Here is a 14,160-nt window from a genome sequence, read left to right on the forward strand (position 1 = left end):
GCATACGCCAACAATCAGCGAATCGGGACACTACGCATCGCGCGCGAAGGGCAGGCCGCGTAGAGTGAACAGCATGCCCTGGCGGCCCGAAGTCCTTCCGCAGAGCTCACGTGGGAAGCCGCGTGGGAGGGCTTCAGCGCGGCTCCAAGGTAGCCTCAAGCAGGGGTCGTGACGAGATGTTAAAGTGCCCGCTACTGAAAATTCCGCCGAATGTCGTCGACCGCCCACACCCGCTCTAATGCGTTGTGCGAGAGCGGCACCGGGCGGCCGGTAACGTCCGACTCGCATCAATGCCAAACAAAACATCTTCGCGCACGACCGACCCGCTGTTGCACCGTCTGTCCGTGCTGACCTCCGGCCCGCAGCGCGACGCGCTGACCACGGGCCTGCGCGGCATCGAACGGGAGACCCTGCGCGTCACACACGACGGCCGTCTGGCAATGACCGCGCACCCGCGCGCGCTCGGCTCGGCGCTGACGCATCCTTCGCTGACCACCGATTACTCGGAAGCGTTGCTCGAACTGATCACGCCCGCCGAGCACGACGCGGCGATCACGCTCGACAAGCTCGACGAACTGCATCGCTTCGTCTACTCGGTGCTCGACGACGAAATCCTGTGGAACAACTCGATGCCCGCGTTGCTGCCCGCCACTGACGACGGCATCCCCATTGCGCAGTACGGCTCATCGAACATCGGCAAACTGAAGTACGTGTATCGCGTCGGTTTGTCGCTGCGCTATGGGCGCACCATGCAGACCATCGCCGGCATCCACTACAACTATTCGCTGAACGAAGAAGTCTGGCGCCTGCTGCATGCAGACCAGCAATCCACTGCGAGTGCAGTGGACTTTCAATCCGAGCGCTATCTCGCGCTGATCCGCAATTTTCGCCGCACCAACTGGCTGCTGATGTATCTGTTCGGCGCGTCGCCGGCGCTGGATCGTCGGTTCCTCCGCGATCGCAAACACGCGCTCGAACAGTTCGATGCCGACACGCTGTACCGTCCTTACGCAACCAGTCTGCGCATGAGCGACCTCGGCTATTCGAACACCACAGCGCAAGCCGAACTGCACGCGGACTACGACACGCTGCCGGGTTATCTCGATGCGTTGGCCAAGGCGGTAAGCCAGCCGCATCCCGCGTATGAAGCCATTGGCACGCAGCGCGACGGCGAGTGGGTGCAGATCAACACCAACGTCCTGCAGATCGAAAACGAGTTCTACTCGACCATTCGGCCCAAGCGCGTCACGTATCCGGGTGAGCGTCCGTTGCATGCATTGGGCGCGCGCGGTGTGCAGTATGTTGAAGTGCGCTGCATGGATATCGACCCGTTCGAACCCACGGGTATTTCGCTCGACACCGCGCGCTTTCTCGACGCCTATCTGCTAGTGTGCGCGCTGGAGGACAGCCCCGCGTTGCCGCCGGCAGCCTATTGCGAAGCGAATCAGAACTTTGGCCGCGTAACGCTGGAAGGGCGCAAGCCCGGCCTCGAATTGACGCGTGACGGTCAAGCCGTGCCCATGCTTCGATGGGCAGAAGAGTTGATGGCGCGCATCGAAATCGCCGCACACGCACTCGACGCGCTGCACGGTGACGATGTGCATACGCGTGCCGTCGTGGCGCAACGCGCGAAGCTGGCCGACGCGTCGCTCACTCCCTCGGCGCGCGTGCTGCAAAAGATGCGCGATCAGCAGCAAGGCTTCCTCGCCTTCAACCTCGCACTCAGCGAGGAACATGCCGCGCATTTCCGCGCACGTCCGCTCGACGCGGCCGAAGAAAAAGCATTCGCGGATCTCGCCGTGCAATCGCTCGCGGAACAGGCGCAACTCGAGCGTGACGAGGTCGGCTCGTTCGACGCGTTCGTTGCCGCGTATCGCGCTTACACATTGAACCGCTTCAGCGTTTGATAGCACGCGCGGGTGAGCGTGAGCGCCTGCCCGTACCGGTAACGCCTACGTCCGCGCACGATGCTCGTAATCGGGCATCGGCAAGAAGTGCGGCGCGCCAAAGATTCGCCCGCGTGTATGAAACGCCGGCCCGTCGCAATGGTCCAACCCTTACACTGTATGACCATCCGCGCGCGGCCTGCGCGCGTCCGGTCTACTCCACGCAGGGAGGCATCAACGCGATGAAGAAAGCTCTGTTGGCCACGTTATGTGTGCTTGCTGCCGGTTGCTCGACACGTGGGCAGGTGAATCCCGATGTCATGCAGATCGCGACGACTCCGCTCACCTGTTCGAATCAGACGGAATGCGCGCTGTGGTGGCAACGCGCGCAAAGCTGGGTGTCGACCCATTCGAAGTATCAAGTGGAAGCCTCCACGGATACGCTGATCCAGACCGCGGGTCCGGACGGTGGCAAACGCGCGCTCGCGTACGAGATCACCAAGACGCCGAACAACGACGGCACGTCGACCATCGGCTTCTCCGCGCATTGCGACAGCTCGCTCGGCTGCAAACCTAATCCCTGGGAAGCGGGCGCCGATTTCAAGGAGTTCGTGCGCAGCGGCATAGGCGGCAACGGCCCGCAAAGCGGTGGCGTAAGTGCGCCGCCCGCGTCGGCCGCTCCGTCTTCGCTCGAAACCGCGCCGGCGCAGTCCGTGGGCGCGCCTGGTGGCGAGCCGGTGACGCAGTAGTCTTTTGCGCCCCCAGGCGTCCGTGGCCCGATGAGGGCGGGACGCCGGGGCTCTGCACAAATTTCCAACATTTGTCCGAATTTCGCAGAAGCTTGACGTGACATGGGTATAACGTACCGCCCGTGCACGTCCAGCTTCTCGCCTCAAGCTCCGCCTGTACCGATATTTCCTGCTGATGACGGCGCTCCTCTCTTGGAATTGCGCCGCTGGTCGCCATATTTGTTACTCACGTTCCAAGCCGGAATACCGGGAAAATTGCGGTGTTCGCCTTTGTGAGCACGGAACAGCAGGCAATCCCGGCAGAGTCGTTTCCCGCCTCATCTAAAAAACAACACCAGAGCACGGCCGGAGGCGATCTGTCTTGAAATTTAATTGCATAGTCAATATTATGATAGGCAACGAGTTACGCGCTACTGGCGCCACCCGAGACCATGTTCTGACCGCTTCGCCGCGCATCTCCTGAGTGAGGGCGCAGAGGACCCTCTTCATGCTGTACCTGAAAAATACCCTTGGCGGCCTGGGCCGCTCGCTACACGACTCCGCATTGAATACGTTTCAAGGCCCGAATCGCTGGTGGAAACTCGCCTTGTACGTGGTGATGTTCGTGTTGCCGGGGGGATCGCTCGGGGTCCTGTTCTTCGCGTGGCTCGATAACCGCCGTGCCCGGCGCGCCGCCGCGCAATCCGCCGCAACAAGCGCGGCGCCCATCGCGCTGTTGACCAGCGCGGTCACGGTGAAGGCTGCCAAGGCTGGTGCCTCGCTGGTGAAAGGCGCGATCGCGGCGTCGACCGCATCAGTGGCGACGGTCTCTGCCAGCTGCCAGTCGCGTGGCGATGCGCCCGCATGCCGCGCAGCCGCGGGCAAGCTTGCCCGTCAGATCAACGCCGATACACGCTGCTGACCAGGCCGGCGCCACGCGCCGCCTTGCTCTGTTTCACCCACGCCCCGCTTTGCCGTAACGCCGCGTAACCGTCAGGGATGCGGCCGTTACACACCCACGCTGCACTCCGCATTAACCTTACAGTCTTCTTCGCCAGCCGCGTCGCATACGCTACCATCCCGGAATCGTTGCGACGCCGCGTCTCGCCTTGCCTGGCCTGCTTTCCACCGGCATTCGGAGACGTTATAAGGTGAGCTTCCGCAGACCGGCGTCGGTCCGATCATCGGCCGAATCGACAGGAATCCAGTGCATGCAGTTTGACCGAACCTCGCGCGTGAGTAGCTTGACGCCGCGCGTCCTGACCATCGCAGTAACCGCGGCCCTCGCCACCCTGCTGGCCGCCTGCACGGTCGGCCCCAACTATCAGCGGCCGGCAGCGGAAGTCCCGGCGGCGTACAAGGAAGCGGCGCCCGGCTGGAAGGTCGCGCAGCCTGCGGACCAGCATGACCGCGGCGACTGGTGGACCATCTACAACGACACCGAGCTGAACGCGCTCGAAGACCAGCTGAACACCTCCAACCAGACCGTGGCGCAGTACGCAGCCGCGTACCGGCAGGCCCGCGCGCTGGTCGGCGAGGCGCGTGCGGCCTATTTCCCGGTCATTAGCGGATCGGCTGGCATGACACGCTCGGGTACCGGTTCATCCGGGTCGAGTTCGACAGTAAGCGCACGCTCCGGCGTCAACAACAGCTACAACCTGCAACTGGACGCGAGCTGGGAACCCGATCTGTGGGGCAAGGTGAGCCGCACGGTCAGCGCCCAGGAAGCGAGCCAGCAGGGCGCCGCCGCCACGCTCGCCAACGCGCGGCTCTCCGCGCAGGGCACGCTCGCGCAAACGTACTTCTCGCTGCGCTCGCTCGACGCCATGCAAAAGCTGCTGGACGATACCGTGGTCGCCTACGAGAAGTCGCTTCAGCTCACGAAGAATCAGTATGCGCAAGGCGTAGCGGGGCGGGCGGACGTGGTGCAGGCGCAGACACAACTGCAATCGGCGCAGGCGGCGGCCATCGACAACGGCATCGCGCGCGCCCAGGACGAACACGCTATCGCCGTGCTGGTCGGCGAACCGGCGTCCACCTTTTCGATCGCCCCGGCGCCGCTCACCGCCACACCTCCTGCCGTACCGGCGCAGATGCCGTCGGCGCTGCTCGAGCGGCGGCCTGATATCGCGGCGGCGGAACGTGCGGCGAAGGCCGCCAACGAGCAGATTGGCGTCGCCATCTCCGCGTTTTTCCCGTCGCTGACGCTGTCGGCGAGCGGCGGCTTCGAAAGCTCCGTGCTGTCGCAACTGCTCACGGCGCCGGCTCGTTTCTGGACCCTCGGCCCGCAACTGGCCGGCACGATCTTCGATGGCGGCCTGCGCGAAGCGCAGACCAATGCCGCACGCGCCGCCTACGATCAGGACGTCGCCGCGTATCGTCAAACGGTGCTGGCAGCGTTCCAGGACGTAGAGGACAACCTGGCATCGCAGCGCATTCTCTCGCAGGAAATCGTCGTGCAGCAGCAGGCGGTGGAGTCCGCGCAATCGGCGTTGAACATCGTGACGAACGAGTACAAGTCCGGCACCGTCGCCTATCTGAACGTGCTGACCGCGCAGACCACGGCCTTCGGCGCCGAGCAGAAGCTCTCGAGCATCGCCGGCCAGCGCATGGTGTCGTCGGTAGGGTTGGTGAAGGCGCTCGGCGGCGGCTGGGACGCCTCGCTGATGAATCAGGAAACCGGCACCATAGCGGCGCCAGTGGCCGCGTCGGCACCGGCGCCGGTGTCCGTTTCGGCGGCGACGGTGCCGGTCACGGCGGGCGGTGCGCAGCAGCCCGTAGCAGCCGCACGCCAAGGCCAGTCAGACTAGACCATCCTGGACTCTCGACGACGCCTCAGCGCGTCGAGCGAACGCTGTACCGCGTGGGCACATTGAACGGAGCCACTGCCACTACGCTAACGCGCCGCCCGTCAATGCACGAAGGTCAGCGCCACCGTATCCGGCCCGCTCGGACGCCCGAGCAGATTCAGCAAGCCAGCCAGATTCTCCCGCGCTTCCGGCGCCGCGCTGGCGGTGCCGTTGAAGATCGTCGAGCCTGCGCTCACCGCGCCGTGACCATTGAGCATCAACGGACCCTTGATGGTGGACAGATCGACCGTGGAGCGCGTGCCCTCCGCCTGGATCGCCACACGGTAGGAACCGAGCGGTTTGACGAGCGAGACCCGCGAACTTGCGTCGAGCAACGTGACGGTCAGTTGTCCGAACGCCTCGTTATCGAAGCTGCGCCAGTCGCTCCAGGCGAGTTGCACGTTGCCTTCCAGGTCCAGCGTATTGAAGGGCGCACCGAGCCCCGTGAGCAACGCCGCAGGTACGGCCATTGCACCCTGCGACAGGATCGCACCGCGCCGCGTGGCATCCACGGTGATCGGCGTGGGCATGGCGTCGCTTTGCAGCATGGTCATTCGCACCCGGCCCGTGAGCAGTGGCCAGAAAGCCGTATGCCACTCGATGCGTCCCGGCAGCAGCGTCGCGGTGCTCATGTCCGGACCCGCCGCCAGCATCAGCGCGGCTGAACCGTGCCAGAGCGAACCAGATGGATTGACGAGGTTGACGTGACCGCCGGATGCCTTGGCAAACTGCGGCGTGATCCACGCGGCCGGCAGCAACGCCAGCAGCACCGCGCAATTCGACAACACCGCCACCAGCACCCACGGCAGGGCAGCGCGCAGGCGCCGCGTCCAGTAATTCATGCGAAATCCTGTGGCTGCGCCGTCATTTGACGGTCGACGGCTGCAACGACGCCGTCAGGTCGACCTGGCCGTCGTCCTTCAGCGCGGTGATGTGGGCTTCGGCAACCTGCACCTTGAACTGCCGGCGCACGTCGTCGACCCACGTCGTCCACAACGGAAACGACGCATTCTTCAACTGGACCTGCACCGCATTGCCCATCAACTGCACCTGCAACGGCGTGATGCCGTGGTCGGTCAGCGAGGCCGTGAGCGCATCCTTCAACGCGCCGCCGGTGGGCGTTACGCCTTGAGCCGCCGCCGACAGGGTACGCGCTTCGTTGGCCTGCGCCGTCATCTGGGCGAGCTGGCGCTGCAAGGCCGGCAGCGTGTCACGCAAATGCGCGCGGCCTTCCTGTGCGGGGGCCCACAGCACCGACCACGCAATCACCACACCCACCACCGCGCCGCCCCACGAGAGGAGGGTCTTTTCGCGTTCGGAGCGTCCATCCCAGAAGCCGGCCCACGTTTGAGCAAGTTGAGTTCTCATTGTCCGCTCCTGATGGTCCACTTGCCGGTGTTGCTGTCGATCTCCCCACTCAAGCCGTTGCCCGCGAGCCGTTGCGGCAGGCCGGGGTCCACCTTGATCTGCGGCTTGAAGGTGACGTCGAGGCGGTGATCGTGATAGTCGAGCGCGGCAATTCCATTCACAGGCAGCGGTCCGAGCGAACGCGCAAAGGCTGCGGCAAGCGAGAGAAAATCGTCCGGCGAAAGCTGGCCCGCCGCCACGCGTAGCTGTTGCATCTGACGCGACATCTGATCAGGCGCGTCGAGCACGACGGTGGTTTTGGGGAAGGTGTTGAGCAGCAACTCAGTCATCTGCGCGTTGATAGCATCGCGCTGGCGCGACAGCATCAGCCATTGGACATTCGCGCCGATGATCGCGATGACGACAGCGGCCACCGCCAGCAGGATCGGCAAACGCAGACGCCGCAAGGTGGCGCGGTCGAGCCGCCACGGCTGGGTAGCGAATTCGAACTGGCACAGATCGAAGCGGCATTCGAGCGCGCGACGGGCGAGCTGCTCGAACGGCAGCGGCTGCGCGCCGCTCACGTGACCAGCAAGACCACCCTGAGCACTCATGCCCATGCCGGGTTCGCCGCCGGGCACATCGGTGAGCCGGTACAGCGACACCGGCGCCGCGCCGGCCAGCGCGTCGAGGGTGGCCTTGACGGCCGTAACCGGCACAGCCAGCCCTTCACCCTGCAGGCCACGTGCGATCGCCAGCTCGACGCGCGCTGCGGCCGGATGCGTGGCGACCTCGGCCAGCAAGGCGGGTGCGGTGGAGATGACATTGCCGAGCACGGCGGCAACGACTGGCGTCAACGGCTCCGTGGCGAGCGTCGCCGCGCCTTTAGCGCCGACGCCGGACCTCGGCGCGGCCGCCGCGACAGTCGCCGTTTCCAGTTCTGGCTCGACGGATGGCGCCACGAACGGCACCACTGGCAGGCAGCGCGTGACAGGCACGGCGCGCACGCTCCGGTGACCGGCCGCAGCGAAGCCTTCGCAGATGAAGCGGAACCAGCCGCGATCAATGATGGCGAGCAGATGCCGGCCGCCGCCGAGCGCTTGCGGATCGACCGCGATGTGGCAGGTCTGCGGATCCTGGATCATTTGATCCTCGACCACGTTCGGCAACGCCATGCGCAGGCGCGGGCCTTTGAGCGGCGGCAGGGTGGCGGGCATCATCAGCAGGTCGCGGGCAGCCACCATCAGCACGGTGGACGAAGCACGCGGCAGCAGCGCGAGCGCCGAGCGGCCGGCGCGCTGCGTGCGGCCCGACTTGTCGAGCAACAGGAAGGGCAGATCCGGCAGATGCCATTCCTGCGACGGCACCGCCGGATCACGCGGCGGCAGAAGGACGATCAGCGTACTCAAAGGCCACTCTCTCGAGGAAAAGCGTTATTCATAGTTGATCCTGAACGCTCACGACGCGGGTCGTGTGGGTGAGCGCGTCGCGGTACACGAGGGTTGTGCGATCCACTTCCGCGCGTTCGTGGTCCACACGTCCGTGGATAAGAAAATAACTGCTGTTGACGTCAAGCGTACTCGGATCGATGGTCAATTGGGGGACACCGGCCCCCTGAAGCGCCAACTGTACGTCACCGACGTTGTGAAAGAACACCGTTTCGCGTCGCGACACGAAGGCCTGCGCGTTGGAGAGGCTCATGCCCGGCACAGCGGCGGCCACCACTTCAGCGGGCGCCGTATTCATATTGACGGCCGTTGTGGTGGGCAGCACGGTCACGAACGGCCGCAGACGGGCGACCATGTCGGCCGTGAAGCCGGGCACGTCGAGGAGCGAATCGACGCTGGTCATCTGCAGGGGACGCGGCGGCGCGTCGTCATCGTCTTCGATACCGGGCTTGTTGGTGAAATTGCCGCCGCCGATCGCGCCGCCCTGGATGGCCGTGTTACCGGCGCCGCTGCCGGTGAGCGACGAAGTGGTCTGAAAGCGCGTCGCGGAGAGCGCAAGGCCGTTGCGCATCTGCACCGCCGCGTTTTGCGCCAACTGACTGTTGAGGCTGAGCAGGGCCAGCAGGCGCTGGAATGCCTGGACTTGTTCGACGTTGATTTGCAGCACGCCGGGGGCGGGGCTGGAGACGAGATTACGCAGATTGAATTTGGATTGCGCGTCTTCGATGGAGCCGGACAGGTAGGTGTCGGCGCCTTCCTGGGCGCGGACCTCGCCGATCTGGCCGAGGAAATCCGACAGACGGGTGCGGGCGATGGGGACACCCCATACCCCGCCGAGATAGGTGATACCAGCGGAGGTGTCGCCCTCCGAGCGGAGGATCAGACGCGTCCAGTCGAGGGCGCCGCGGGAGATCCATTGCGCCTGGGAGAGGAGGCGTTGGTTTTCGATTCTTCTGATCTGGATTTGCTGGCGCCAGAGGATGCCGGAGACCAGGATGGCTGATAGCGCCACTACTAATAAGGCTGTGATTATGGCTACGCCGGTTTGGGTTTTTTGTTTTCTAGCTGTTGTTTTGGTTTTGATTGGTAGTGCTACTTTTTTTGCGTTGCCTTGCTTTTTGTTGGCCTTTCCTTGATTTGCTATCGGTCTATTCGCGTTGCCCCTGTGCGGGGCGGCACTCACTTTCTTTGCCGCCGCAAAGAAAGTAAGCAAAGAAAGCGGGCTCACACCGCCAGCTTGTAGGTGTCCACCACTGGCATCACTACGAAGTGGTCCGAAGACAAGACCGTCTCTCGCATTTCTCGCCTTCGTGACAAAGCACTCATTCATCCCGTCTACGCACTCCGTGCGTGACGGATCGGTCCACTCGGTGGTGTACCCACTGCGCTCGATACAGTCACCACCATCGCGGGCCATATGGCTCGCGAGAAGGGCGAGGCATGCGGGCCACTTTTGATGTACCGGACGGCGGGGCGCGAAGCGCGACGCTGGAGCGGATGACTGCTGTGTCACTGGGGATGAATGTGCGAGAGGAGGACTCGTTTTCGGACCACTCCGATAAAAGGCGAGAGGGGGACACCTAAAAGCTAGCGGTGTGAGCGGCTTTCTTTTGCCTACTTTTCTTTGCCGCTGCAAAGAAAAGTAGGTGCTGCCCCGCACAGGGGCGACGCAAATAGACCGAAAAGAAAACAAGGAAAGGCCAACAAAAGAAACCACCAACGCAAAGCCGCCGCCCGGCAAAAAACCAACCGCGCTGCGCAGCAAGAAACCAAAAAACCACGCCGTGAGCAAAAGCACCATACCAATTCACTCCCCGACGAGAAAAACCCGCGTTACAGGCCTGGCCAAAGACGTCGCCCCGACCACCACCTCCAACCCCGTCACCGATCGGGGCATCGGCGCAATCCCCAACTGCGGTACCTTCAGATTGTTCTGGTTCTCCGTGATCGCCGACTGCACATCTTTCATCTGCGTCGTCCAGCCAACCTTCGGCACGTACATCCGCGCGGAAATCGACCCCACGCCGCCCATCAACGGTACTGCGCTCCAGCCTTGTCCCTCGCCACTGCGCAACGCCCGCTGCAATTCATTCAGATTAGCCAGCGGCGGCGACGCATAGCGCGTCACACGTCCCTCTGCCACCCGATACCGCACCACCTGCAAACGCGGCGCGGCGCCCGGCAGATCGAGTTGACGCACGATCTGCAGCGTGTCGCCGCTCACGGAGACGGCCGCCTGGGTGGATTCGTCATCCGTTGCGACGCGGCGCACATCAATGCGCATCTGATCGAACAACTGCGCAAAGACCCGCTCGTCTTCCATCGCATTCGTGATGGTCTGCCGCCCTCGGATGATCTGGTCCAGCCCCCGCCATGACAACACGGCGATCACCGCCAGAATCGCAATCGCGACCAGCAGTTCGATCAGCGTAAAGCCACGCTGCGGCGCGCGGCCGCCCCGCTTACAGCGACCGGTTCGTTTCATTCGCTACCACCGTCACCATCTGGGCAAGATTGCCGGCGCGGCCCGGTGTCGTCACCAACACTTCGACGCGACGAAACACGGGATTCGGCGTTGCCGTCACGCGCTCCGTACAGATCATCTGCAAATTGCCCTGCGAGCAGTCGACACTGCTCGACCCCACATCGGGCCAGCTATGCTCGAGCTTCAATCGCGCGAGCGCATTGTCGGCACTCCAGCCCGCCAGCAAGCGCTGATGCAGCTCCAGTTCGCTGCTCGCGAGACTCCCCACGGCACGCAGCGACGCCGCCAGCGCCACCGCGATGATCGCCAGCGCGACCAGCACTTCGATCATCGTGAAGCCACGCTGCGTCGTGCCTAGACCGCCCGGCGCGCGGTGCGTGAATCTGCTCTGGCTGGCCATCTCAATGCACCTCGTAACGGCCATTGCCCGTCCCGACAATCGTTGCCTGGCCTGCGGCAGAAAAGAGCGTGACCTGCACCGGCACGTCGATGCTTTCCGTGCCGAACACCACCCGCGACGGATGCTGGTCCGAGCCCGGATAGCTGATCGCCACGCTCGTCACGCCGCCTTCCCAACGGCGCGGTCCCAGCAGATCGTCGCGTAGCGGACGCCAGCCATCGTCGGTATGCATGTCGAAACGAAAGCCCGAGTCGACCGGTTGCCATGCGATAGGCCGCGCGCGCACCTGTGCTTCATCACCGGCCGATTCGAACAGCAGCGCCAACCGCTGTGCTTCCTCGTTAAGATCCGTACGCGGATTGCGCGTCAACGCCAGCGAAGCCACCGACACCAGAATCCCCACGATCACCAGCACCACCAGCATTTCCAGCAGCGTAAAGCCGCGCGCGGGTCGCCCCCGCGTCGACAATCTCGCGCCGTCGTCCGACGCGCACGTCGACAACACCGTACGCGGAGCGGAAACACGAGACTGCCAATCGGACATGCGCATGGTGCGAGTGACGAAGCGGGCGGCGAAGTTAGACGCGGGAATCGAGGCTGGAATCAAGTTTGTCGCCGGCTAACGCTCAATGAACCCGTCAATCCCACGAGCCTATGTCGGCGTCGTTGCCTTCGCCGCCTGGTTTGCCGTCGGCGCCGTAGCTGAACACGTCGATCTCGCCGTGCACACCCGGATTCAGATACTGATACGCGTTACCCCACGGATCGTTCGGCAGGCGTTCGAGGTAGCCGCCGTCTTTCCAGTTGCTCGGCACCGGGTCCGTAGTCGGCTTTTCGACGAGCGCGCGCAACCCCTGGTCTTGCGTCGGATAGCGGCCATTGTCGAGCCGGTAGAGTTTGAGGGCCTGCATCACCGTGCCAATGTCCTGCTTGGCGGCAACGCGCCGCGCTTCGTCTGGACGGCTCATGATCTTCGGCACGATCAGCGCGGCCAGAATGCCGAGAATCGCAATCACCACCATCACTTCGATCAGCGTGAAACCGCGTTGACGACGACTGCGCAGACCCGCGATTTCAGTGCGGCGAGTGGTCCACATTTGCATAGCTTGCTACCTCTTTTCAGAAAGATTTCGTGTCCGGCGGGTGCCGCGCTGGCGATGATCCTGCGCGATTTAACACGCCCGACCGGTCATTTTAATGTCATGCACTTGAAGGGTTGCGAGAAAACGCCGGGCTCTGCCAGCTTCCTCGCCGCCCCTCGGGGAAACCCGGCGCGGCGCGTCAGGTGCGGGGCACTTTCCCCCAACGCAAATTTCACAATAGTCCGTACAATGATGTGCATGAACGCCATCCAAATCCGTCTTCTGTCGCTCGCGCTGTTTGCCGTGTTCTGCGCGACGCTCACTTACTGGATCGTCACGCTCACGTCCATGTCGGGCGGACCGTTGCCGGCCGCCGCCGTGCGCGCGCCGGTCTCGGTCGACCAGGCTGCCGTGCTGTTCGGCGGCCAGTTGCAGCGCAGCGCGAATCAGGACGTGCATCTGTTCGGCATCCTCTCGTTGCAGGAAGGCGGCGCTGCCATCATCAGCACCGGCGGTGAGCCGCCTCATGCAGTGTCGCTCGGCAGCAGCATCATGCAGGGCGCGAAGCTCTACGAAATCCGTCCCCGCTCCATCATCGTCGACCGCAACGGCGCCCGCTCCGAAATCTTCCTGCCCGCCAACGCCGCCGGCCCGACCATCTACGTGCGCTGAGCCCCGCGCCACTGCGCGGCTCGCTGCATCAGCCAGTGCAGGCGTCACTGCACCAGGTTGTTCAGCTCGATAATCGGCATCATCACCGCCAGCACGATCACCAGCACCACGCCGCCCATCGCGAGAATCAACAGCGGTTCGAGCAGGCTGGTGAGGAACATCGTGCGACGCTCCAGTTCGTTGGCTTCACCTTCAGCCGCGCGGTCGAGCATGGTGGTCACATCGCCGGTCGCTTCGCCTGAACGGATCAGGTGCACCAGCACCGGCGGAAACGTCTTCGTATTGCCGAGCGCGCGTGACAGCGACGTCCCTTCACGCACGCGCACGATCGCATCGTCGATGTTGTCGCGCATCGCGCGGTTGCTGAGCGTCTCGCTCGCGGCCTGCAGGGCGCGCAGGATCGGCACACCCGCCGCCGTCAGAATGCCGAGCGTGCTGGCAAAGCGCACGGTGTTATAGCCGCGCACGAGTTTGCCAAGCAGGGGCGCGGTGAGCAGCCACCGGTCGAACGCGAGCCGCGGCCCCGGCTGCGCCAGAATCGAGCGGATCAGCCATGCCAGCAACACCACCCCGATCAGCACCGCCCACCACCACTTCCGCACGAACCCGGAGAGCGCCATCATCATGATGGTGAGGAAGGGCAGTTGCTGTTTGGACGTGGCGAACACGTTCACCACTTGCGGCACCACATAACTCAGCAGGAACGTGACGATGCCGAACGCGATGATCGTGACGATGGTCGGATACGTGAACGCCAGCACGATCTTCTGCTTGAGCGCGTTGCGTTGCTCGATGTAATCAGCGAGGCGCGACAACACGAGGCCGAGCTTACCGGTATGTTCACCGGCCGCGACCAGCGCGCGGTAGATCTCCGGGAAATCGCGTGGATGCTGCTGCAGCGCATTGGCCAGCGAGTGGCCGCCGAGCACTTCCGCGCGAATCGACGCCATCAGTTCGCGGATGTAGTCGCGCTCCGATTGTTCCGTCAGCACCGCGAGCGCTTCGTCGAGCGGCAAGCCGGCGATCAGCAGACTGGCCAGTTGGCGCGTGAGAATGGCTTGCTCGCGCTGCGACAGACGGCGCCCCAGCGACAGGCGCTGGTTGCGCTCGCCGCGCATGCGCGTCGAAGCCGGCTCGACCAGCAGCGGCGTGAGCCCCTGGCCGCGCAGATTGGTGCGCGCACCGCGGGCACTGTCCGCATCGAGCACGCCTTTTTGCGCCTTGCCCGCGGCATCGATCGCTTCGAAACGAAAGGCTGGCATG

14 protein-coding genes are annotated in these 14,160 nt (G+C 64.1%); 5 read left to right on the top strand and 9 right to left on the bottom strand.

The genetic code is table 11. The annotated features are described in order from the left end of the window. Nucleotides 1-290 precede the first annotated feature (290 nt). From gshA to D0B32_RS14820, 4 genes are all read left to right on the top strand, one after another. Nucleotides 291-1,907, top strand: a complete 1,617-nt coding sequence (gshA, locus tag D0B32_RS14805; RefSeq protein ID WP_117334693.1) for a glutamate--cysteine ligase — start codon at nucleotides 291-293, stop codon at nucleotides 1,905-1,907. Nucleotides 1,908-2,128: 221 nt separating this feature from the next. After that, complete coding sequence (locus tag D0B32_RS14810) at nucleotides 2,129-2,635, top strand: hypothetical protein (protein ID WP_117334694.1); 507 nt, start codon at nucleotides 2,129-2,131, stop codon at nucleotides 2,633-2,635. Between the two features lie 487 nt (nucleotides 2,636-3,122). After that, the gene (locus tag D0B32_RS14815; RefSeq protein ID WP_117334695.1) at nucleotides 3,123-3,536 is read left to right on the top strand and encodes a hypothetical protein; all 414 of its coding nucleotides are present in this window, start codon (nucleotides 3,123-3,125) and stop codon (nucleotides 3,534-3,536) included. A gap of 289 nt (nucleotides 3,537-3,825) precedes the next feature. Further along, nucleotides 3,826-5,424: an efflux transporter outer membrane subunit gene (locus tag D0B32_RS14820; RefSeq protein WP_117334696.1), complete on the top strand. Its 1,599-nt coding sequence runs from the start codon at nucleotides 3,826-3,828 to the stop codon at nucleotides 5,422-5,424. Nucleotides 5,425-5,525: 101 nt separating this feature from the next. Here the strand turns inward: D0B32_RS14820 and D0B32_RS14825 are convergent, their stop codons facing one another. The 8 genes from D0B32_RS14825 to gspG form a co-directional block, all read right to left on the bottom strand. Beyond that, on the bottom strand, nucleotides 5,526-6,305 hold the full coding sequence (locus D0B32_RS14825) for a type II secretion system protein N (RefSeq protein ID WP_117334697.1): 780 nt from the start codon (nucleotides 6,303-6,305) through the stop codon (nucleotides 5,526-5,528). 22 nt (nucleotides 6,306-6,327) lie between these two features. Beyond that, on the bottom strand, nucleotides 6,328-6,831 hold the full coding sequence (locus D0B32_RS14830) for a type II secretion system protein M (protein ID WP_117334698.1): 504 nt from the start codon (nucleotides 6,829-6,831) through the stop codon (nucleotides 6,328-6,330). Beyond that, nucleotides 6,828-8,219, bottom strand: coding sequence for a type II secretion system protein GspL (gspL, locus tag D0B32_RS14835; RefSeq protein ID WP_117334699.1), 1,392 nt, complete (start codon nucleotides 8,217-8,219; stop codon nucleotides 6,828-6,830). Before gspL ends, D0B32_RS14830 begins: the two co-directional genes overlap by 4 nt. Nucleotides 8,220-8,247: 28 nt before the next feature. Continuing rightward, complete coding sequence (gene gspK / locus D0B32_RS14840; RefSeq protein ID WP_259295016.1) at nucleotides 8,248-9,342, bottom strand: type II secretion system minor pseudopilin GspK; 1,095 nt, start codon at nucleotides 9,340-9,342, stop codon at nucleotides 8,248-8,250. A gap of 723 nt (nucleotides 9,343-10,065) precedes the next feature. Then, nucleotides 10,066-10,743 carry a type II secretion system protein J gene (locus tag D0B32_RS14845; RefSeq protein WP_117334700.1) on the bottom strand — a complete coding sequence of 226 codons (678 nt, stop codon included), beginning with the start codon at nucleotides 10,741-10,743 and terminating at the stop codon, nucleotides 10,066-10,068. Then, nucleotides 10,721-11,143 carry a type II secretion system minor pseudopilin GspI gene (gspI, locus tag D0B32_RS14850; RefSeq protein ID WP_117334701.1) on the bottom strand — a complete coding sequence of 141 codons (423 nt, stop codon included), beginning with the start codon at nucleotides 11,141-11,143 and terminating at the stop codon, nucleotides 10,721-10,723. The genes D0B32_RS14845 and gspI overlap by 23 nt, the downstream gene beginning before the upstream one ends. A 1-nt stretch (nucleotide 11,144) precedes the next feature. Next, nucleotides 11,145-11,693 (bottom strand): GspH/FimT family pseudopilin, encoded by a 549-nt coding sequence (locus D0B32_RS14855; RefSeq protein WP_117334702.1) that lies wholly within the window; start codon nucleotides 11,691-11,693, stop codon nucleotides 11,145-11,147. 88 nt (nucleotides 11,694-11,781) lie between these two features. Then, on the bottom strand, nucleotides 11,782-12,246 hold the full coding sequence (gene gspG, locus D0B32_RS14860) for a type II secretion system major pseudopilin GspG (protein WP_117334703.1): 465 nt from the start codon (nucleotides 12,244-12,246) through the stop codon (nucleotides 11,782-11,784). Between the two features lie 237 nt (nucleotides 12,247-12,483). Here gspG and D0B32_RS14865 point away from each other — a divergent pair, with 237 nt between their 5' ends. Beyond that, nucleotides 12,484-12,897, top strand: coding sequence for a type II secretion system protein N (locus D0B32_RS14865; RefSeq protein ID WP_117334704.1), 414 nt, complete (start codon nucleotides 12,484-12,486; stop codon nucleotides 12,895-12,897). Between the two features lie 44 nt (nucleotides 12,898-12,941). Here D0B32_RS14865 and gspF read toward each other — a convergent pair whose 3' ends face one another. Next, nucleotides 12,942-14,159 (bottom strand): type II secretion system inner membrane protein GspF, encoded by a 1,218-nt coding sequence (gene gspF, locus D0B32_RS14870; RefSeq protein WP_117334705.1) that lies wholly within the window; start codon nucleotides 14,157-14,159, stop codon nucleotides 12,942-12,944. Between the last annotated feature and the right edge of the window lies 1 nt (nucleotide 14,160).

Source organism: Paraburkholderia sp. DHOC27 (assembly GCF_003429005.1).
Lineage (GTDB): Bacteria > Pseudomonadota > Gammaproteobacteria > Burkholderiales > Burkholderiaceae > Paraburkholderia.